Here is an 18,539-nt window from a genome sequence, read left to right as displayed (position 1 = left end):
AGACTGCGCGCTCGGCTCCGTCGTACCTGTGAGAGGAGAGCGCCGATGAAGTTTCTACTGATCCTGCAGGGTGACGGTGAGGCACGTCTGCAGCGCGACGAGTTCGAGCGAGTCGCCCACGACGCCGGTGAACTGGTCGGCGGGGAGCTGCTCGCGGACGCCCAACTGTCCGTCCGGCTGCCCGACCGCGAGCCGACCCAGATCGACGGGTACTACGTGATCGACGTGGAGAACCGCGACCGCGCCGTCGAGCTCGCGCGCCTCCTCCCGGACGCCCAAGCCGCCGGCCGCTCGGTCGAGATCCGGGCGGTCATGCATCCCGCCGCCGTCGATTTCTAGACGACTTTGAACCAGAGGCTGGTGGCCAGTGGGGTTTCGGTGACGCTTATTCGCTCGAGCGGGACGGTCCGGCCGTCGGGGTGGGCGAACAGGCGGGTGCCGTCGCCGAGCATGACCGGGGCGTAGAAGAGGAGGACCTCGTCGAGTTGGCCGGCCTCGATGCACTGTTTGGCGATGTTCGCGCCGATCACGTTCACGTACTTGTCGCCGGCCGCCTCCTTGGCCTGAGCGAGTGCCTTCGTGAAGTCGGCGACGTACGTGACCCCGGCCTCCGGGTCGGACGGTGGGCGGTGCGTGACGACGTACGCCGGTCCGCTCCAGCCGCCGCCGAACGCCTCGCCCTCCCCGGGCTCGCCCTTGTGCGGGTCGTCGCCGTCGTGCGACCGGCGGCCGATCAGCAGCGACCCGATCCGGGGGAGCAGGTCGTCGACCTCCGGATTGGGGCCGAGGTACGGGCGCATCCACTGCATGTCGCCGTCCGGGCCGGTGATGAAGCCGTCCACCGACAGCGTCACCGAGTACAGCACCTTCGCCATGGTCGTTCCTCCTCGTTCGGTTGGTGTTGAGACGAACGAAGCGGGGGAAACTCATCGCCGGCTGCCCCGGTGCGTGCTGCCGGTGGCTGCCTGGATACTCTTCCGGCAATTCAGCTTTTCGCATGACGGAGCGAGGTGCGGTACGGCGATGCCGGAACACGATGACGCGCACCGCCCGCTGCGTGCCGACGAGCCGGCCACCATCGACCTCGAACGGGCCTCGCAGGCCCGGGTGTACGACCTGCTGCTCGGCGGCAAGAACAACTTCGAGGTCGACCGGCAGTTCGTCCAGGAACTGCTGAAGATCGCCCCCGAGATCTCCGAACTGACCCGGCAGAACCGCCGCTGGGTGGCCGACGCGATCAACCGGATGAGCACCGAGGGCCGGATCGACCAGTTCCTCGACCTCGGCGCCGGGCTCCCCACCGCGCAGAACACCCACGACATCGCCCTCCGGGCCAACCCGGCCGCAACCGTCGTGTACGTCGACAACGACCTGACCGCGATCTCCCACGGCCAGGCACTGCTCGCCGACGACCAGCACAGCTTCTTCGCCGACGCGGACCTCAACGACCCGGCCGCCGTTCTCGCGCATCCGTCCGTGACCGGGGCGCTCGACCTGAGTCGCCCGGTCGGGATCCTGCTCGGCCTGGTCCTGCACTCGACGCCGGACCCGGTGCCGGTCGTCGCGGACTACCTGGCCGCCGTGCCGTCCGGCTCCTACCTGGCGCTCACGCATCCGCTCAACCCGCGGGACGGCGGCCGGCTGGCCGAGTTCTCGACCACGATCGAGGAGAAGCTGCAGGACGCGTTCCCGCACATGCAGTTCCGGACCCGGGACGAGATCGCAGAGCTGGTCGCGGGGCTCGAGCTGGTCGCGCCAGGGCTCGTCGACCTGACGTCCTGGTGGCCGGAGGACGAGCAGAAGCTCAACCTGACCGGCGCCGGCCAGCTCCTCCTGGTCGCCCTCGCCCGCAAGCCGTAGGAATTCACTGGTGTCCGGCGGCTGGCCGGACCATCATGGGTCGCATGTCTGCTCAGGCTGCTGCCGCTTACTGATCGTCACCGCGCCCCGATGACTCCTGGCGCGTCCGATCAAGCCCGTCCCGAGGACGGGCCCCGCAGCGTGCAGTCCTTCAGCCTTGGAGCCAGCCTTCCCATGACTTCTGAGTCGCCTTGGGTCGAGGTCGCGTGTGACGAGTCGGGGTTCTCCGGAACCAACCTGCTCGACCCCGCCTCACCCGTCATCACCCATGCCAGCGTCGATCTCGCCGTACCCGCAGCCGCCGACGTGATCGACGTACTGCGAGCCCGTCTGCGCCGCCGGACGGAGTACAAGTCCAACCAGTTGCTGCGACCCGAGCAGCGGCCCGCGCTCGAGTGGCTGCTCACCACCCTGCGCGGGCATGCGCACGTCCTCTCCATCGACAAGACCGCGTACGTCGCTGCCCGGGTGTTCGAGCTGTTCACCGAGGAGCCGTCGTACGGCGCCGGCACCAGCCTCGGCACGGACCACGCGGAGGTGGCCGCGGCGCTGCGGCATCGGACCGGGTTCCTGGCGGCGTTCGTGGATCTGGCCCGGACGAAGCGCGTGCGGTTGATGGATCACGACGCGGTGGACCGGTTCTTCGCGACGATGCCGGCCGATGTACCTGCGTTGCGTCCGGTGACGCGGGCTCGGGTCGAAGAGGTGATGCAGCGGTTGATCGACGAGGATCCGGAGCTCCCGCCGCCGTTGGAGCCGCTGGTGCCGGCGCTCGCCGAAACGGTGCTGTATTGGAGCGCCGGCGGTCGTTCGGTCGCCGTGGTGCACGACGAGCAGAGTGCGTTGACGCCGGGCCGAGTGGCGCGGCTGGGCGCGTTCCTCGCCTCCCGCGTGGAGCCGGCGCCGTTGCAGTCGTTCGTCCAGGTCGACTCCAAGCACGATCCGCGGGTGCAGGTGGCCGACTTCCTGGCCGGCATCGCGCGCCGCCGTACGCCGGACTTGGTTGAGCTGCTGGAGCCCTACACCTGTGCGGCGACGAACTCGTCCCAGGTGTGAGTGCCGACGTCGGCGCCGGTGAGGGTGAGGTTGCCGCCCGCGCGGTACACCTTGCCCGCCTTGCCAGGAACACGGATCGGCAGCGACAACCGGTGCTTGCCGGTGGCCCGCAGGTAGTCGCGAGCCAGCTCTGACAGGCTGTAAACCTTAGGGCCGACCAGGTCGGGGACGAGGCCCTGCGGTTCACCGAGCGCGAGTTCGGCGAGCCGTTCGGCCACGTCCCGGCCGTCGACGGGCTGGAACCGGAGGCCGCCGGGCGTCGGCAGGACGGGCAGTTTCGCCATCGCCCGCACTGTGTTCCAGACGAAGTCGTGGAGCTGGGCGACCCGCAGTACCGTCCAGGGCACCGACGACCCGCGGACGGCCTGCTCGGCGCCGAGCTTCGACTTGAAGTACGTCAGCGGCAGCTGGTCGACCGCGGTCACCGAGATGTGCACCAGGTGGCCGACCTTCGCCTGCTCGGCCGCCTTGACCAGGTTGTGGGTGCCGAGGTCGTCACCCTTCGGGCCGCCGGCCAGGTGCAGGATCACGTCCACGCCGTCCACGGCCCGGTCCAGACCCTCGCCGTTCAGGAGATCGACGGCCAGGTACTCGACGCCGTCGCCGCGATCGCCCGCGTGCCGGCTGAGGACACGGACCTTGCTGCCGGCCGCCTGGAGCAGCGGAACCACCAGACGGCCGATCGTTCCCGTACCGCCTGTCACCAGGATCGTGCTCATCGAACTTCTCCGTTCTCGTCATGGTCTCTGCAGCGCTGACGGAGCCCGGGTGGGTGAGTGTGACCGAATGTGAGCTGGAATACATTCAGGCAAAATGTCGAGGGCCTGTCGGCGCCTCCGACGTCCGGGGTGCACGGGCGCAGTACGGCGTACCGGCACGACACAGGAGGTTCTCTCATGAAGTACGTGGTCCTGATCCACTCCCACATGCAGCCGTGGGGCCACCCGACGATCGACTTCACCGAGGTCGGCCGTGCGATTCCGGCGGACGAGCGGGCCGCGATGGGCAAGGAGTTCGACGAGATGCTCGCCGAGCTGTCCGCGTCCGGCGAACTGGTCAGCGGCCTGGCGTTGGACGCACCATCAACCGCCCGGACCTATCGCTGGGAGGGCAAGCGCCCGGTCAGCACCGACGGACCGTACGCCGAGTCCAAGGAGCAGCTCGCCGGGTTCTTCGTCCTCGACTGCGCCACCCGTGAGCGGGCCGAGGAGCTCGCCGCGAAGTTCGCCGGCCCCGGTGACGTCATCGAGCTCCGCCCGGAAATGGAGTTCTGAGGGCGATTCCGGACAGTAACGAGCGACTGTGATCCACCCGGCGATCCGGAGTGACGTACGCCGTACCGCCGGAGCGGAGGCTCCTTTATTCTGTGGGACTTACCGAGAGTCAGGAGTGTGCCGTGACCACTGTCTTGCTGATGGGCCCTCCTGGGGCCGGTAAGGGTACGCACGCGGGTCACCTGGCCGCCCATCTCGGTGTGCCCGTCATCTCCACCGGTGACCTGTTCCGCCGCAACATCGCGGACGGCACCGAGCTCGGCAAGACGGCGCAGGGCTACCTGGACGCGGGCGAGTACGTGCCCGACGAGGTCACCAACGCGATGGTCCGCGACCGGCTCGCGGACGCCGACGCCCGTCCGGGATTCGTCCTGGACGGGTACCCGCGCACCCTCGACCAGGCCGGCGTCCTGGACGAGATCCTCGGTGCGCAAGGGCGCGGGCTGGACGCGGCCCTGGTCCTGCAGGTCGAGGCCGACGCCCTCGTCGACCGGCTGCTCCGGCGCGCTGAGATCGAGCACCGCTCGGACGACACCGAGGAAGTCATCCGCCGCCGCTTCGAGGTCTACCACGAGCAGACCGCGCCACTGATCCACTTCTACTCCGGCCGCGGCATCCACCACGAGGTCGACGCATCGGACGACATCGACACGGTCCGCGCCCGCGTCTGGCAGGTCGCCGTACAGCTCAAACCCGCCGCGTAGTTCACTGCGTACTGCCAGGAAAGCCGGACGGCTTTCCCAGCGGGGATTCCTACGGTCGAGCCTTCGGTACGAACGAAGGGGATCGCAGTGGAAGACGACGACAAGCCGGTCGGCCGGATCCTGAGCCGGCGCCGCGCGCTGGCGGTGTTCGGCGCCGCCGGGGTGACGTTCACGGCAGTTGGTACCGCAGTGGCGACCAACGCCGACGCGGCAGCGGAAACGACGACGACGCCGAGTTGTGTCGCGAAGCCGGAAATGACCGAGGGCCCCTATTTCGTGGACGAAGGGCTCAACCGCTCGGACCTCCGGGTGGACACGTCGGACGGCTCCGTCGTGGCCGGCGCGAAGTTCCACCTGGTCCTGCACGTCCTGCAGCTGGCCGGGTCCCAGTGCAAGCCTTTGCCTGGGGCAACTGTCGACATCTGGCACTGTGACGCGGCCGGCGTGTACTCCGACATCGCGGCCGAAGGGACGACGGGCAAGAACTACCTGCGCGGTTACCAGGTGTCGAACCGTGGCGGGATCGTCAAGTTCACCACGATCCTGCCGGGCTGGTACCAGGGCCGGACCGTCCACACGCACGTGAAGATCCGCACCACCGGCACGGACGGGAACGCCTACGAGTTCACGTCGCAGCTCTACTTCACCGAGCAGTTCAAGACCGCCTACCTAGCGCAGGCGCCGTACGCCGCCAAGGGCACTCCGGACACGACCAACGACACCGACATGCACTACGCGGACATCGGCGACCAGATGCTGCTCACTCCGACGCGAACCTCCGACGGCTACGAGGCGGCCTTCGCGATCGCCCTCGACCTGTCCGACACCGCGGTCGGCGCCGACGACTCGTTCCAAACCCCCGGCGGCCCGGGCGGCACGCCGCCTACTGGCACTCCGCCGACTGGGACTCCGCCCACCGCTACTCCGTCGGCATGATGCGGATGCGGACCGCCACCACTCACTAACCTCCGTCGGAGACACGATGCGCCGCTCGTGTGAGCGCAAACTCACGCGGGCGGCGCCAGTTGATGAGTGCCTGAGGTCCGGTCGCTCGCTTACCGGTTGAGCGTTCGCCAGGTGGGGGCGACTGACTTTCGGTAGGAGCGGCCGAAGATTCCGAGGATCACGGTGAGGACGGGCTTGGGGACGGTGCTGGTGATGGCTGCGGACTCCGCGGGTGTGGCGCCGTCGAGGGCCCAGGCGAAGAACGTGCCGCCCTGCGCCGGGCCGACCTTGGCGAACTCGCGGCCCATCGCCTTCAGCTCGGGCGTGCCGACGTTGGCCTGGTAGACGGGCTCGATCTCCGCCTCCTCATGGTCGAGATGCTCGACGGTGACCCGTTGCAGCTCCTGGATCGCAGCGCGTGCGGTCGCCGCGTCCGCCGCGCTCGCGGAGTTCTGCAGCGCACCCAGCGCGGTCCGCGATGCCGCCAGCGCGCCCGCCATCGTGTCGTGCTCGGCATCCAGTTGTGCCAACAGCTCCGCGCTCACGCCGAGCTTCTGCAACGCCGGCCACGCGATCTCGTGCTCACCCTCGTGGTGCCGCGTGAGCTGGCTGTCGAAGTTCTGCCAGGCCGCGCCCAACTGCGCCGCGCGCGTGCGGTCCCCGTCCGGGAACTGCTCCAGTGCATCCAGGAATCGACCCAGGTCCCGTCGAACGGCCGCATGGATCGCCTTGTTCATACTCATTTCCCCCATGGCCCGGAGTATGCGTCCGGGAACAACCGTTGACCAGAGCAAGTTGATCGTGAATATGCATGGTGAGTACAAGGTCCCGGGCGGAAAGCTCGTCGTGGCCGACCTCGATGTCGTCGACGAGCATGTCCGGAACGCCCAGATCTCGGGCGACTTCTTCCTCGAACCGGACGACGCCCTGGAGCGGATCAACGGGGCCCTGGCTGGTCTGCAGGTGGCCACGTCCGCGGCTCAGATCGCTGCGCGGGTGCGAGGTGCGCTCGGCGACGGCGTCGAGATGCTCGGGTTCTCGCCCGAGGCGGTGGCTGTCGCCGTACGGCGTGCGTTGACCGGCGCGACCGGTTGGCGTGACCACGAGTGGGAGTTCGTGCACGACGTACCGCGGGAGCCTGCGCTGCAGATGGCGCTCGACGAGGTGCTGACCGAGCAGGTCGGATCAGGAGAGCGCCCGCCGACGCTGCGGGTGTGGGAGTGGGCGTCCAACGCGGTCATCATCGGCAGCTTCCAGTCGTTGCGGAACGAGGTCGACCTGGACGGCGCGACCCGTCACGACGTCACCGTCGTACGGCGGATCAGTGGCGGCGGCGCGATGTTCGTCGAGCCGGGCAACACGATCACGTACTCGCTGTACGTCCCGGAATCGCTCGTCTCCGGCCTGTCGTTCATCGAGTCGTACGCGTTCCTCGACGACTGGGTCATTGGTGCGCTCAACGATCTCGGGATCGCGGCGACGTACCAGCCGATCAACGACATCACGTCGCCGGCCGGCAAGATCGCGGGCGCCGCGCAGAAGCGGTTCGCCGGCGGCGCCGTCCTGCATCACGTGACGATGGCCTACGACATGGACGCGGACAAGATGGTCCAGGTACTGCGGATCGGCCGGGAGAAGCTGTCCGACAAGGGCACGAAGAGCGCGAACAAGCGCGTCGACCCGTTGCGCAGCCAGACCGGTCTCGACCGCGCGGACGTGATCTCGCGGATGGCCGGCACGTTCCGGAACCGTTACGGGCTGTTGGACGGCACGATCTCGCCGGACACCGTCGCGCTGGCCGAGGAGCGGGTCGCGGCGAAGTTCGGCACCGAGGAGTGGCTTACGCGGGTGCCGTGATCGGTACGGCGTTGCCGCTCACCCGCACGCGGTTGTCGTCCGGCCGGAGCTCGACCGTGATGAGGCTGGGCCGTCCGAGGTCGTCGCCCTGATGCAGGGTGATCGTGGGTTGTGCGAGCCCGAGCTCCCGCAGGTACGCGCCGAACGCGGCTGCGGCGGCACCGGTCGCCGGGTCCTCGACGACACCGCCCACGGGGAACGGGTCGCGCACGTGGAAGACGGTCGGCGATTCCTGCCAGACGAGTTGCAGCGTGGTGAGGTCGCGCTCGAGCATGTACGCGAGCAGGCGGTCGAAGTCGTAGTCGAGCGCGGCGAGTCGTTGCCGGGTCGCCGTACTCAGGACGAGATGCCGCGCCCCGGCGTACGCGATCCTCGGCGGCAAGGCGGGGTTGAGGTCGTCCGGTGACCACCTGAGGATGTCGAGTACGTCGCTCAGGTCGCCGGCTTCTTCTACAGACGGCTCGACGCTGGTGAGAGTTGCGCGCAGGGCGTCGTCGACCGTGACCGGGACGTGGCCGGCCTGCGTTCCGAAGACGATCTCGCCCGGGCCGTTGCGCTCCGCCAGAGCAACGGCGGTCGCGACGGTGGCGTGACCGCAGAACGGAACCTCGGCCTTGGGGGAGAAGTACCGCACCGGGCGCACACCGCTCGCGTCCGGTCCGTCGGTGAACGCGGTCTCGGAGTACCCGACCTCGGCCGCGATCGACTGCATTGCGGCGTCGTCGAGCCCGCGGGCGTCGAGCACCACACCGGCCGGATTGCCCCCGGCCGGATCGGACGTGAAAGCCGCGTAGCGGAGAACGGTCACCATCTGCTCATCCAATCATCGCGTCCAGTCCAGCTGCGCCTCGGGGATCGCCAGGCCCCGGCCGAACTCCTTCGCCTCTTCCCGCGCCGCGTCGTCGCCCCGCCGGTACCGGAACACGCGCCCCGGGAAGATCACGAAGATCTCGTGCTCGTCATGAAAGTCGGCGTACCACCCAGGTCCGTCGAGAACCCCCGCCAGTACGTCGGCCAACTCCTCACCACGCTCGACGGTGAACTCCAGCAACGACCACACCGCAGGTTGATCAGCCGACGTACCCCCAACAGCCACCCGACTGACCTTCGTCACGGTCAGCGGGATCCCGTCCAACACGGTCCCCACCTTGAGACTCTCAAGAATCAACACACCGTCATACACGCAGGCGACCGTACGCGGCGGCACCGACAATTGCGGGTATGGAGATCGGGTACGTCATCTTGTATGTCGGGGATCTGGGGGTGTCGGTGGGGTTCTACCGGGATGTGGTGGGGCTTGCGTACAAGTTCACGGATGCGGGGTATGCGGAGTTCGACGCGGGTGGGGTGCGGTTCGCGTTGTACGAGCGGCGGCGGGCGGAGTGGTTGACCGGGCGGGCGGTGACGCCGGGCGCCGGTGGGGAAGTGGTGGTGATGGTGGCGGACGTGGATGCGTACGCCGAGCGACTGCGGGCGGCCGGCGTACCGGTACTGAGCGGGCCGGCGGACCGTCCGTGGGGACACCGGACGGTCCACGTCGCCGACCCGGACGGGTTCGTCGTCGAGTTCGCGGAGGAGATCCCGCGGGCTCGCGAGCGGCGGTAGTTCAGCGGTTGGAGTTCAGCGGTGGTGGTGCCAGCGACGGCGGGACACGCCGCTGATCATGACGATCCAGAACATGCCCCAGAGCAGCCACGGGGCGGTGAGTGCGACCGAGGTGATCACCAGACCGATCATCAGGAACGGCGCGAGCATCATGAACGGCGGCGGCGGACCGGGCCGCCGACGGAGGTTGGCCGGGCCTGGCACGACCTGCAGTTCCCTCGAGCTCGGCAGATCGTCGAACAACGGCTCGAGATCATCCCCGTACCGTGCCCGCGTCACCACCTCGCTCCGCTCCTCGAACTCGGCCTGCGTCAACCGCCCGGCCACGAAGTGCTCACTCAGCAACGCAACGGCCTGGTCCCGCTCCGCGTCACCGATCCGCACCCGCTTCCGAGGTACGTCGACCCGCTGGGACTCCGGTGGCTGATCCCAGCCGGCCTGGTTCCACGTGCGACCGCGCCAGTCTCCGGCGGACTCGTCGTACCAGCCCGGACCACTCCATCCCGGGCCGTTCCAGCCCTGCCGCCTGCCGGGACCGCCTCGGCGTCGGCGGTCTCGGTCGGCGGAGCTCATGAACGATCCTGCTGGTCCGTGCCGTCGTCTTCCTCGGCGAGGATGCCGTACAGCTTCCGGCGCAGGTCGGCGACCGCGTCGCGCGCCTTCGCCTGCTGCTCCGGCGTACCGCTCGCGAGGATCTGCCACATCGCCGTCGCAACCTGCCCGAAGAGTGGCTTGAACCCGTTCTCGTCCTCATCCGCCGGCGCGCTCATCGCGGCCCACGGCGCGGACACCTCGTCCTGGTGCTCGGCGACGTACGTGCGACCCTCGTCGGTCAGCCGGAACGTCCGCCGCCCGACCTCCGCGTCCGCCGTCACCAGCCCCTCGTCCTCGAGCTGCTGCAGCGTCGGGTAGATCGAGCCCGGGCTCGGCTTCCACATGCCGCCGCTGCGCTCGGCGATCTCCTGGATGATGCCGTAGCCGTTCATCGGCTGCTCGGCGAGTACGGCGAGAATCGCTGCCCGTACGTCGCCGCGCCGGGCCTTCGGGCCCCGCCAGCGCGGCGGCGGTCCCCACGGCGGACCGAACATCTGCCCGCCGCCGAACATCGCCCACGGCGGCCCGAAGTGCTGCTGGGGACCGTGTCCCCGGTGCCCGCGGTGGCCGCTCATCGCCGCGCGCAACTCGTCCTTGATGTCGTCGAAGGTTGAACAGTGCCGCGCGAACTGCGCCCAAGGCCAGCCCGCGGCGTATGCCGATCCGGTCATCTGGACCACCCGTCCCTCACGAAAGTGATTGCGATAGTTCGACGATATATCGCGAACCATCGCAACCCAAGAGACTCACGCGTTGAACTTCAGGTCCTTCACCACGGCGGTCAGGACGACGGAGTTGTCGACGACGCTGATCCCGGTGAGCTGGGCGCCGAAGGGCAGTTCGGGGATCGTGATGCCGCTGGCGAGCTGGCTGCGGATCGCGCTCTGCACGTACGACGGGATCGAATCGGACAGCTGCCCGAGCGTCAGCGCGACCCGCCCGTCCTTGACCTGCGGCGTGATCGGTACGTCGATGCTGATACCGCGCACCGTCGCCTTCGCCTGCAGTTGACCGTTGACGACCGACATCGACAGCCCCTCGAGCCCGGTACTCCGCACCGCGAGGCGAGCGAGCTCCCGCGGCGACAACTGCAGCCGCAGATCGGTCGCGTCGACGGTCACCGCGCCGGACTGCTGCGTCAGCAGCGACCGCGGCACGTGTACGTTCCGCAGCTCGACCTTCAGATCCTCACCCGGTACGCCGGAGAACGTCGGCTTCTCCATCGTCAGCGTGACCTTGGAGAAGTCCTCGTTGACCAGCTGCGGCAGGAACCCGAAGCCCCCGATCTTCACCGAGGTGCCGGCCGAGCGTACGTCGTACTGCTTGGCCTCCTTCTCGGCCATCGACGCGAGCTGGTTCTCGGCCACGTACGCGGCGGCGCGGTCGACGACGATCGCCAGGACCGCCAGCACCACCAGCGTGACAACGAGGCGGCGCAACCACCGGCGCGGTCTCCTAGAGCTCATTCCTGCCCTTTCCGATCATTTCCCGGAGCGCGTCGGCGGCCGGGGTCGCTTTGATGCCGAAGGCAACAGTCGCGGCGGTCGAGTCGACCACGAACGGCCGCTGCCACTGGTACAGCATCTCCACCATCTCCCGCGCGGACGGGTCGACGAGTCCCGCAAGCCGCAGTACCAAGGTAGGCATCGACGCAACCTTCGCCGGCGGCGCACCCGCCAGCTCGGCGGCTCGGGTCGCCAGTTGGCGCACCGACAGCGGTTCCGGCGTCGGAACGTGCCAGGCCCGTCCCCACGCGCTCTCGTCGTCGGCGACCGCGATCAGTAGTCGCGCGACATCACCGGCGTACGTCCAGCTGTGCGGTGCGTCGAGATCACCCGGCATCATCCCGCGCTTCCCGGCAATTACCTTCGGCAACACCGTCACACTGAACGGTGACACTGCTCCCGCACCCAGGTAGTCGGACCCGCGTACCTCCGCGGTCCGGATCCGCCCTGCCTGATGCGCAGCCAGGGCGGCGGCCCAGACCTTCGCCCGTACCTGCCCCTTCACGGTGTTCGGCAGCAACGGAAGGTCCTCCGTCATCGGGCCGTCCACCGCGCCGTACCCGTAAAGGTTCCCGGTGCTCACCAGCACCGCTCCGGACGCCTCGGCCGCCGCAAGCAGAGCCGCACCAAGCCGCGGCCACTCAGCAGCCCACTTGTAGTACGCCGGACCTGCGCACGAGTAGATCGCCGTCGCACCCGCGACGTAGTCCGTCAACCCGTTCTTGGCGTCCGCGGCGATCCGCTCCGCCCCGTCCGGTCCGCTCCCGGACCTCGTGATCACTCGGACCTGCTCACCCCGTGCCAGCAACAGCCGGGCGACCACACTCCCCACGGCCCCAGCTCCGACGACAACCTGCACGCCTGCCCCCTTCGACTCGATGAGGGCCTCAGTCTTGCTGATCCCGGGGGCGCAGGGTCTGTCAGGACGGCAGCCCGCTGCGCAGGCGAAGCTCGTCGCGGATCACGGGCGGCACCGGCATCCGGTACTTCTCCAGGGCCCTCGCGTAGGCACGCAGCGACGTCGCCAGTCGGCCGGTCTCGCTGCGGGCGTTCTCGCCCTGACGCCGCGGTCCGACGCGCGCCAGCCGCTCGGCGGCGCGGGCGGACACGACCTCCGCGAACAGGTGCGAGAGATCGTCGTTCATGACTGACCGGCGGCCGACATCGGCCAGGACGTGAGTTGGCCGTATCGAAATCGACATCGGCATCGCCTCATAAGGGCCACGGGTTCCCGACACGCCGCCTGGTATGCCATCGCTCCGGAATACTGCCAGTCTATCCCACCGCCACTAAGGCCAAGGTGGCTCGCCAGACGCTGGGTTGGAGGCTTGGAAGCGATGCTCCCCTAGTCCGAACGGCCTTTCAGTCGTCGGCTGACCGCGCGCTCGACCTCCCGGGTCGCCTCGCGTTCGGCGAGCGCGTGCCGCTTGTCCCAGGTCTTCTTACCGCGCGCCAGGACGATCTCCACCTTGGCGCGACCGTCTTTGAAATAGAGGCTCACCGGGACGATCGTCAGCCCACCCTCGTTGACCTTGCGCTCGATCTTGTCGATCTGGGCCCGGTGCAGCAGCAACTTCCGCTTACGCCGCGAGCCGCCGTTGAACCAGCGAGACTGCGAGTACTGCGGGATATGCACACCGTGCAACCAGATCTCCCGCTCCTCGACAACAGCGAACCCGCCAACCAGCGAAGCCCGCCCAGCCCGGAGCGCCTTGACCTCCGGCCCCTGCAGAACAAGCCCCGCCTCCCAGGCCTCACCCAGGTGGTAGTCATGCGCAGCCTTCCGATTCCGCGCAACAACAGGCTGAGCCTCAGGCTTCTTCACAAGCCAATTCTCCCCCAGCGGGCGTTACTCGCCGCGCTGTGGGTTGGGGTTGGTCTGACGGCCGGCCTGCTTGCCGGCTTGTTTGGCGCCGCCCGAAGATCCCCGGCTCCCGAACCCGCTCTCGCTGAGCGGCCGCGAACCGGACAGGGGTGTCTGGCCGTCGAAGGCGTGCGCGATGGCGCGGTTCGCGTCCAGGACGGGGTTGCGCTGATGCGCCTTGCCGCCACTGCCGACCTGCGCCTCACCGAACCGGTCAAGGTGCGGAAGGCTCTGGTCGGCCGACCGCCCGAGGCGCATCGCCGTCTGCTGGTAGGCGTTGTTCTCGCTGGCGTGACGAGGACCGATCGCGATGACGTCGCGTGCATCCTTCCCGCCGGCGTTCCGTCCGGGAATCTCGCGGAACGTCAGGCGATGGTTGGGTTTCCCGGTGCCGTCCCCGATCTTGGACACGACAATGTCCCGGCCGTCACCGAGGCCTTTGTGCGCGCCGAGCACATGGTGCCCCTTGGACGATCCGCTCTCGAGATCCTGCAGCTCCCGGAGGACGCCCTTGTAGAGCGTGCGGTTCGCGTTGTTCGCAGGCGACTTGTCATTGGGATACTGCTTGGCTTCCGCGGCAGCCGCGTCGCGCATTCGGTTGAGGTCCTGAACGGCGCCCTCGCTGAGCAGGACCTGGAACGGCCGTTCTGGCTGGTTCTCAGCCATCGCCCGTCCCGCGTTCCTGCCGGATCTCTTCCAGCATCTGCTGGGTGAACGGGTCGTCCTTCGCCCACTCGTCCACGCTGAACGGGGTGCTGCCCGGAGTCGGCGACGAGTCGTAGGTCCGGACGGTCGGATCGTCGATCACGCCTGGCGGCGGCTCGTCGTCGCCGCGCATGGTGCGGTACTGCTGGGTCGACATCACCACCAGCACGGGGTCGGTGCCTGTGCCCACGAGCACCGGAGGACCGAAGGTTCCGCGGCGGATCGCCTCGACCATCTCCGGCAGTTGCCGGCCGAGCACCTCGGGAGCGACCACGGTCCGGTACTTCCCGAGGGTGTCGTCGCCGCCAAGCTCGTCGTACTGGTCGTAGCTCGCGATCACCGCCTCGGGGACACCACCGTCGCCGAAAGCGAACGCATGGGTCTCACCGTGCGTGAATCGCTCGACCACACCGGCGATGTCAGCAGCAACGTCGGCAACGGACGGCAGATCAGGATACGGCGACGCAGACATGCATTCCAGCGTACGTCTCCACCGGGGTCGACGCAGCGCTGCCGCCGCCTGCCGCCCGACGTTCCGATGACAGCATCTGGGTGCCCCCGGCAGGATTCGAACCTGCGACGCACGGTTGAGGAACCGACGCACCTCACCTACGTACGGCCCCCGTCGCCGCGACTGGGATCGGCGTCCGGCGCTGCCGATCGCAGGTCGCTTGAGTCGTCACTCGACGCCGAGAGCCGGTCTGTGGCCGACCGCCCGGCATGCCTCCAGACCACCTGCGGGTCGCCTGTCGCCCGATCAGATGCTCTGCGGCCCGCCAGTCATCCGCTGAGGGTGAGGCGCGGCAGTGTCGGATCGAACAGTCTCGGTGAGGCAGCCTGGGCGATGCGATGTGCACGCCGAGGGGCCCGTCCACCCAAGGGAGCCGATCATGGGCAAGTCGTTCAGGGGCGTTGTGAACACCGACATCCGTGACTCGGTGCCCGACTGGTCGCCTTTTGAGCCGCCGAAGGCGCCCGAGGGAGCGGCGAGCGTGGTGTACATCGTGCTCGACGATGTGGGGTTCTCGGCCATGGGTTGCTATGGCGGTCCCGTCGAGACGCCGAACATCGAACGAATCGCCGGCGCCGGGGTGCGGTATACGCAGTGGCACACGACGGCGCTGTGTTCGCCGACGCGCTCGTGCTTGCTGACGGGCCGCAACCACACCCGTAACGGCATGGCGTGTATCACCGAGTGCGCCAGCGGGTTCCCCAACGCCAACGGGGTGATCCCGCCCGAGAACGGCCAGATCCAGGAGATCCTCGGAGCCCACGGGTGGAACACGTACATGGTCGGCAAGTGGCACCTGTGCCCGGAGGCCGAGATGAATCTGGCCTCCTCGCGGCGCAACTGGCCGAGTGGCCGGGGCTTCGAACGGTGGTACGGGTTCCTCGGGGCCGAGACGAACCAGTGGTATCCGGACCTGGTGTACGACAACCACCCCGTCGACCCGCCGAGCTCGCCCGAGGAGGGCTACCACCTCACTGAGGATCTCACCGACCGGGCGCTGGAGTTCATCACGGACGCCAAGGTGATGGCCCCGGAGAAGCCGTTCTTCCTCTACTACGCCCCGGGCGCCTGTCACGCTCCACACCACGCGCCCAAGGAGTGGATCGATCGCTTCAGGGGACGCTTCGACATGGGCTATGAGGTCCTGCGGGAGCAGACGCTGGCTCGTCAGAAGGAGATGGGCATCGTCCCAGCCGACACGAACCTGCCGCCGCTGAACCCGATCGGGACGCCCGAGAGCCGCACCGGCCCGAACGGTCAGCCCTACCCGGCCCTGGACTACACGCGGCCGTGGGACTCGCTGTCGGGTGAGGAGCAACGGCTGTTCAGCCGGATGGCGGAGGTGTATGCCGGCTTCCTGGCGCACGCCGACGCGCAGATCGGCCGGCTGCTGGACTACCTCGAGGAGACCGGCCAGAGCGAGAACACGATGATCATCGTGGTCTCCGACAACGGTGCCAGTGGCGAGGGCGGACCCAACGGGTCGGTCAACGAGAACAAGCTGTGCAACGGGATCCCGGACGACCTCCAGGAGAATCTCGCCAAGCTCGACGAGCTCGGCAGCCCGGCGACCTACAACCACTACCCCAACGGCTGGGCGATGGCGTTCAACACACCATTCAAGATGTGGAAACGCTACGAGTTCGAGGGCGGCACCTCAGACCCGTGCATCATCTCCTGGCCGCGGGGTGTCGCGGCCAAGGGTGAACTGCGCGAGCAGTATCACCACGCCATCGATATCGTCCCGACGATCCTCGACGCGCTCGGGGTCGAGCCGCCCGCCACCATCGGCGGCCACCAGCAGAGCCGCTTCGACGGCGTCAGCATGCGCTACAGCTTCGACAGCGCGCCGCTGCCCAGTGCACGGCAGACGCAGTTCTACTCGATGCTCGGCTCACGCAGCATCTGGCATCAGGGCTGGAAGGCCGTCACAACCCACCCGACCATTAGCGGCTGGAGCAACTTCGGCAACGACACCTGGGAGCTCTACCACACCGATGTCGATCGCTCCGAGCTGCACGACCTCGCCGCCCAGGAACCCGAGCGCCTCCGCGATCTGATCAACCTCTGGTACGCCGAGGCCGGAGCCAACGACGCCTTCCCGCTCGACGATCGCGGCCCCCTGGAGCTCATCACGACGCCGCGACCGGTGCTCTCGCCGGCGCGCAACCGCTACATCTACTACCCGGGCGTCGCCGACGTGCCGGAGTCGCAGGCGGTCAGCATACGCAACCGCTCCTACGCGATCGCAGCCGTCGTTGAAATCCCGGCGTCCGGGGCTCAGGGTGTGCTGTTCGCGCACGGCTCGCGTTTCGGCGGCCACACCCTCTACGTCAAGGACAACCGGTTGCACTACGTCTACAGCTTCGTGGGCAGCTTGGAACAGAAGATCGTCGCGGACGAGCAACTGCCGACGGGGGAGGAGCTGATCCTGTCCGCCGCCTTCGAGAAGGACGGCGAGGACCCGCCCGGCGTCGCAGTCGGAACGCTGTCGCTGTTCCACGGCGACGTCAAGGTCGGCGAGGGCCGGATCAAGACCCAGCCCGGCAAGTTCTCGCTCGCCGGCGACGGCCTGTGCGTCGGACGCGACAGCAGCGACCCGGTAACCCAGGACTACCCCGGCGAAGCGCCGCACCGCTTCACCGGCGGGACGATCAAGCGTGTAGCCGTCGATGTCAGCGGCGACCCCTACGTCGACCTCGAGCGCGAGGCCGTCGCGATGATGTCGCGAGAGTAGCCCGACACCGCGGCGCAGGCCGCGCCGGCGCAGTTGATGGACACCCGACATCTAACAGAGGAGTTGTGCGTCCAGGTACGTCAGGCCGCCGATGATGCGGGCGACCAGGACCGCGATTCCTCGGGCGGCCGCTGAACCGCGGTCATGGCTCGCCGCCTGGTGATCGAGCGTCGGGGCGGAGGTGCGGCCTCGGCGTCGGAAGGCATCGTTGATCACCAGTGCAGGCGCTCGGCGCGGTCGCCGACCGCATCGTCCAGGCTGGATGATCGACGCCGACAGCCAAGGGCCCGTCCAGGCAGCGATGCCTAGCTGCCCGCACCGTTCGTGAGGCGCTCATCCAGCCAGGCCCGACCCGCCCGCGACCACCAACCCACCAAGGAGAAACAGGTAACCCACGAATCGTGGGGTCCACCTGCCGCCGACGACTTCAGACATCACACGGTGCATGGTACGAACCGTTGCAGGCGGGTACAGCCCGGGTAGTTCGCCCGGGCGCGTGGGACAGCGGTCCCCGCTCGATGCGGGCCACGCGTTGTGAGCCGTTACCTCCGGCGGGAGACACGCCGCGCGGTGCGGCGGGCGGTTCGGCGCGCGACCCTGCGTGATCCAAGCATCGGGTTCCTCCTCCCTGTGCGGTGGCCAACGCCGGCCACCCTGTCAGCGGGCGGCGCCTGCTGTTTCCATCTCGTGCAGTTCCTTGGCTTCCTCAGCCGACACCAGCCCGATCTCGATGAGGTCAAGAGGGCTGATGAAGCCGTCGCTGATTCGGAACCCCCCGGCCCGGGCAATGGCGTCTCGGAGCGGCACAGCCCAGTGGTGCTCCAGCAGGATGAGCGCCGCGGCGGAGTCGTTCGGGATGTCCTCAAGCACATCCCAGGCCTCGTCCGCGGTGAATACGCCCACACCGCCCTGCTCGGCAACCGCCTCGGCGCCGGCTTCCGCGCCGGCCACCATGCCCTCCTCGCCCTCGAAGCCCAGGCCGATCAGCGCCCCGATTTTGCTGCCCAGCTCGATCGCTTCCTGCTCGGACAGGTTGCTGAGATGCTCCGCCTCCAGGTCGCCGTCCGCGCTTTTGTAGATCGCCAACGAGTCGATCACGCGGATGGTGTCGCTCGCCCGGAGTCGTTCGAGTTCGGTGATGATCTCACCGTGGAAGTCAGGGTGCTGGAACCCCAGCACAATGAGCTGTACTGGCCCGATTGCCATGCTCCACTCTCCCTCTCCTCTCCTTAGCACCCGCTCAAAGCCGCAAAGTCATCTCGGGTAGCGGTCCGTGAGTACTGACAGGAGGAATCCATTTGCCTGCGCCCCACACTGGTGCG

23 protein-coding genes are annotated in these 18,539 nt (G+C 68.3%); 9 read left to right on the top strand and 14 right to left on the bottom strand.

Features of this window, described 5'->3' with window-relative positions:
• The first annotated feature begins 45 nt into the window (after nt 1–45).
• On the top strand, nt 46–339 hold the full coding sequence (locus tag E0H45_RS03940) for a YciI family protein (RefSeq protein WP_131334892.1): 294 nt from the start codon (nt 46–48) through the stop codon (nt 337–339).
• Here E0H45_RS03940 and E0H45_RS03935 read toward each other — a convergent pair.
• Nucleotides 336–875: a dihydrofolate reductase family protein gene (locus E0H45_RS03935; RefSeq protein WP_131334891.1), complete on the bottom strand. Its 540-nt coding sequence runs from the start codon at nt 873–875 to the stop codon at nt 336–338. The two genes, E0H45_RS03940 and E0H45_RS03935, sit on opposite strands and share 4 nt — an antisense overlap.
• A gap of 148 nt (nt 876–1,023) precedes the next feature.
• Here E0H45_RS03935 and E0H45_RS03930 point away from each other — a divergent pair, with 148 nt between their 5' ends.
• Together E0H45_RS03930 and E0H45_RS03925 are read left to right on the top strand one after the other, a co-directional pair.
• Nucleotides 1,024–1,860, top strand: a complete 837-nt coding sequence (locus E0H45_RS03930) for an SAM-dependent methyltransferase (protein WP_131334890.1) — start codon at nt 1,024–1,026, stop codon at nt 1,858–1,860.
• 174 nt (nt 1,861–2,034) lie between these two features.
• The gene (locus E0H45_RS03925) at nt 2,035–2,916 is read left to right on the top strand and encodes a DUF3800 domain-containing protein (protein ID WP_131334889.1); all 882 of its coding nucleotides are present in this window, start codon (nt 2,035–2,037) and stop codon (nt 2,914–2,916) included.
• Here the strand turns inward: E0H45_RS03925 and E0H45_RS03920 are convergent.
• Nucleotides 2,880–3,635, bottom strand: coding sequence for an SDR family oxidoreductase (locus E0H45_RS03920; protein ID WP_131334888.1), 756 nt, complete (start codon nt 3,633–3,635; stop codon nt 2,880–2,882). The genes E0H45_RS03925 and E0H45_RS03920 overlap by 37 nt on opposite strands.
• A gap of 177 nt (nt 3,636–3,812) precedes the next feature.
• On the opposite strand from E0H45_RS03920, the gene E0H45_RS03915 reads away from it, so the two are divergent.
• The 3 genes from E0H45_RS03915 (at nt 3,813) to E0H45_RS03905 (ending at nt 5,830) form a co-directional block, all read left to right on the top strand.
• Entirely contained in the window at nt 3,813–4,190 is a 378-nt protein-coding gene (locus E0H45_RS03915) for a YciI family protein (RefSeq protein ID WP_131334887.1), read from the top strand.
• A gap of 122 nt (nt 4,191–4,312) precedes the next feature.
• The gene (locus E0H45_RS03910; protein ID WP_131334886.1) at nt 4,313–4,894 is read left to right on the top strand and encodes an adenylate kinase; all 582 of its coding nucleotides are present in this window, start codon (nt 4,313–4,315) and stop codon (nt 4,892–4,894) included.
• A gap of 87 nt (nt 4,895–4,981) precedes the next feature.
• The gene (locus E0H45_RS03905) at nt 4,982–5,830 is read left to right on the top strand and encodes a dioxygenase family protein (protein ID WP_131334885.1); all 849 of its coding nucleotides are present in this window, start codon (nt 4,982–4,984) and stop codon (nt 5,828–5,830) included.
• Nucleotides 5,831–5,949: 119 nt separating this feature from the next.
• Here E0H45_RS03905 and E0H45_RS03900 read toward each other — a convergent pair whose 3' ends face one another.
• A complete protein-coding gene (locus E0H45_RS03900; RefSeq protein WP_131334884.1) occupies nt 5,950–6,591 on the bottom strand; it encodes a hemerythrin domain-containing protein in 642 nt (213 codons plus the stop codon).
• 55 nt (nt 6,592–6,646) lie between these two features.
• On the opposite strand from E0H45_RS03900, the gene E0H45_RS03895 reads away from it, so the two are divergent.
• Entirely contained in the window at nt 6,647–7,696 is a 1,050-nt protein-coding gene (locus E0H45_RS03895; protein ID WP_131337630.1) for a lipoate-protein ligase LplAB, read from the top strand.
• Here E0H45_RS03895 and E0H45_RS03890 read toward each other — a convergent pair.
• Together E0H45_RS03890 and E0H45_RS03885 are read right to left on the bottom strand one after the other, a co-directional pair.
• The gene (locus E0H45_RS03890) at nt 7,680–8,507 is read right to left on the bottom strand and encodes a PhzF family phenazine biosynthesis protein (RefSeq protein ID WP_131334883.1); all 828 of its coding nucleotides are present in this window, start codon (nt 8,505–8,507) and stop codon (nt 7,680–7,682) included. The two genes, E0H45_RS03895 and E0H45_RS03890, sit on opposite strands and share 17 nt — an antisense overlap.
• Before the next feature lie 12 nt (nt 8,508–8,519).
• Entirely contained in the window at nt 8,520–8,843 is a 324-nt protein-coding gene (locus E0H45_RS03885; RefSeq protein ID WP_238154784.1) for a hypothetical protein, read from the bottom strand.
• A gap of 74 nt (nt 8,844–8,917) precedes the next feature.
• Between E0H45_RS03885 and E0H45_RS03880 the strand changes: the two genes are divergently transcribed.
• Nucleotides 8,918–9,301 (top strand): VOC family protein, encoded by a 384-nt coding sequence (locus E0H45_RS03880; protein ID WP_131334881.1) that lies wholly within the window; start codon nt 8,918–8,920, stop codon nt 9,299–9,301.
• Between the two features lie 15 nt (nt 9,302–9,316).
• Here E0H45_RS03880 and E0H45_RS03875 read toward each other — a convergent pair whose 3' ends face one another.
• From E0H45_RS03875 to E0H45_RS03840, 8 genes are all read right to left on the bottom strand, one after another.
• Nucleotides 9,317–9,874: a DUF1707 SHOCT-like domain-containing protein gene (locus E0H45_RS03875; RefSeq protein WP_131334880.1), complete on the bottom strand. Its 558-nt coding sequence runs from the start codon at nt 9,872–9,874 to the stop codon at nt 9,317–9,319.
• Nucleotides 9,871–10,566 carry a PadR family transcriptional regulator gene (locus tag E0H45_RS03870; protein WP_131334879.1) on the bottom strand — a complete coding sequence of 232 codons (696 nt, stop codon included), beginning with the start codon at nt 10,564–10,566 and terminating at the stop codon, nt 9,871–9,873. The genes E0H45_RS03875 and E0H45_RS03870 overlap by 4 nt, the downstream gene beginning before the upstream one ends.
• Before the next feature lie 75 nt (nt 10,567–10,641).
• Nucleotides 10,642–11,361 (bottom strand): LmeA family phospholipid-binding protein, encoded by a 720-nt coding sequence (locus E0H45_RS03865; protein WP_131334878.1) that lies wholly within the window; start codon nt 11,359–11,361, stop codon nt 10,642–10,644.
• Nucleotides 11,351–12,259, bottom strand: coding sequence for an NAD-dependent epimerase/dehydratase family protein (locus tag E0H45_RS03860; RefSeq protein ID WP_131334877.1), 909 nt, complete (start codon nt 12,257–12,259; stop codon nt 11,351–11,353). The genes E0H45_RS03865 and E0H45_RS03860 overlap by 11 nt, the downstream gene beginning before the upstream one ends.
• 61 nt (nt 12,260–12,320) lie before the next feature.
• Entirely contained in the window at nt 12,321–12,602 is a 282-nt protein-coding gene (locus E0H45_RS03855; RefSeq protein WP_165546351.1) for a hypothetical protein, read from the bottom strand.
• Between the two features lie 143 nt (nt 12,603–12,745).
• Nucleotides 12,746–13,225, bottom strand: coding sequence for an SsrA-binding protein SmpB (gene smpB / locus E0H45_RS03850; protein ID WP_131334875.1), 480 nt, complete (start codon nt 13,223–13,225; stop codon nt 12,746–12,748).
• A 24-nt stretch (nt 13,226–13,249) separates the two neighbouring features.
• Entirely contained in the window at nt 13,250–13,930 is a 681-nt protein-coding gene (locus E0H45_RS03845) for a hypothetical protein (RefSeq protein WP_131334874.1), read from the bottom strand.
• Nucleotides 13,923–14,441, bottom strand: coding sequence for a hypothetical protein (locus E0H45_RS03840; RefSeq protein ID WP_131334873.1), 519 nt, complete (start codon nt 14,439–14,441; stop codon nt 13,923–13,925). Before E0H45_RS03840 ends, E0H45_RS03845 begins: the two co-directional genes overlap by 8 nt.
• A 418-nt stretch (nt 14,442–14,859) precedes the next feature.
• On the opposite strand from E0H45_RS03840, the gene E0H45_RS03835 reads away from it, so the two are divergent.
• Complete coding sequence (locus E0H45_RS03835; RefSeq protein ID WP_131334872.1) at nt 14,860–17,217, top strand: arylsulfatase; 2,358 nt, start codon at nt 14,860–14,862, stop codon at nt 17,215–17,217.
• Between the two features lie 657 nt (nt 17,218–17,874).
• Here E0H45_RS03835 and E0H45_RS03830 read toward each other — a convergent pair.
• Nucleotides 17,875–18,423, bottom strand: a complete 549-nt coding sequence (locus E0H45_RS03830) for a hypothetical protein (protein WP_131334871.1) — start codon at nt 18,421–18,423, stop codon at nt 17,875–17,877.
• Between the last annotated feature and the right edge of the window lie 116 nt (nt 18,424–18,539).

This window comes from Kribbella soli (assembly GCF_004331345.1).
Lineage (GTDB): Bacteria > Actinomycetota > Actinomycetes > Propionibacteriales > Kribbellaceae > Kribbella > Kribbella soli.
The sequence above is the reverse complement of the archived record's forward strand: the minus strand, read 5'-3'. Positions and strand labels throughout refer to the sequence as shown.

Coding starts and splice junctions, on each gene's coding strand:
- E0H45_RS03880 (WP_131334881.1), top strand. CDS start 8,918: ATGGAGATCGGGTACGTCATCTTGTATGTCGGGGATCTGGGGGTGTCG.
- E0H45_RS03920 (WP_131334888.1), bottom strand. CDS start 3,635: ATGAGCACGATCCTGGTGACAGGCGGTACGGGAACGATCGGCCGTCTG.
- E0H45_RS03900 (WP_131334884.1), bottom strand. CDS start 6,591: ATGGGGGAAATGAGTATGAACAAGGCGATCCATGCGGCCGTTCGACGG.
- E0H45_RS03875 (WP_131334880.1), bottom strand. CDS start 9,874: ATGAGCTCCGCCGACCGAGACCGCCGACGCCGAGGCGGTCCCGGCAGG.
- E0H45_RS03930 (WP_131334890.1), top strand. CDS start 1,024: ATGCCGGAACACGATGACGCGCACCGCCCGCTGCGTGCCGACGAGCCG.
- E0H45_RS03940 (WP_131334892.1), top strand. CDS start 46: ATGAAGTTTCTACTGATCCTGCAGGGTGACGGTGAGGCACGTCTGCAG.
- E0H45_RS03925 (WP_131334889.1), top strand. CDS start 2,035: ATGACTTCTGAGTCGCCTTGGGTCGAGGTCGCGTGTGACGAGTCGGGG.
- E0H45_RS03840 (WP_131334873.1), bottom strand. CDS start 14,441: ATGTCTGCGTCGCCGTATCCTGATCTGCCGTCCGTTGCCGACGTTGCT.
- E0H45_RS03890 (WP_131334883.1), bottom strand. CDS start 8,507: ATGGTGACCGTTCTCCGCTACGCGGCTTTCACGTCCGATCCGGCCGGG.
- E0H45_RS03870 (WP_131334879.1), bottom strand. CDS start 10,566: ATGACCGGATCGGCATACGCCGCGGGCTGGCCTTGGGCGCAGTTCGCG.
- E0H45_RS03915 (WP_131334887.1), top strand. CDS start 3,813: ATGAAGTACGTGGTCCTGATCCACTCCCACATGCAGCCGTGGGGCCAC.
- E0H45_RS03845 (WP_131334874.1), bottom strand. CDS start 13,930: ATGGCTGAGAACCAGCCAGAACGGCCGTTCCAGGTCCTGCTCAGCGAG.
- E0H45_RS03865 (WP_131334878.1), bottom strand. CDS start 11,361: ATGAGCTCTAGGAGACCGCGCCGGTGGTTGCGCCGCCTCGTTGTCACG.
- E0H45_RS03935 (WP_131334891.1), bottom strand. CDS start 875: ATGGCGAAGGTGCTGTACTCGGTGACGCTGTCGGTGGACGGCTTCATC.
- E0H45_RS03895 (WP_131337630.1), top strand. CDS start 6,647: ATGCATGGTGAGTACAAGGTCCCGGGCGGAAAGCTCGTCGTGGCCGAC.
- E0H45_RS03855 (WP_165546351.1), bottom strand. CDS start 12,602: ATGTCGATTTCGATACGGCCAACTCACGTCCTGGCCGATGTCGGCCGC.
- E0H45_RS03835 (WP_131334872.1), top strand. CDS start 14,860: ATGGGCAAGTCGTTCAGGGGCGTTGTGAACACCGACATCCGTGACTCG.
- E0H45_RS03830 (WP_131334871.1), bottom strand. CDS start 18,423: ATGGCAATCGGGCCAGTACAGCTCATTGTGCTGGGGTTCCAGCACCCT.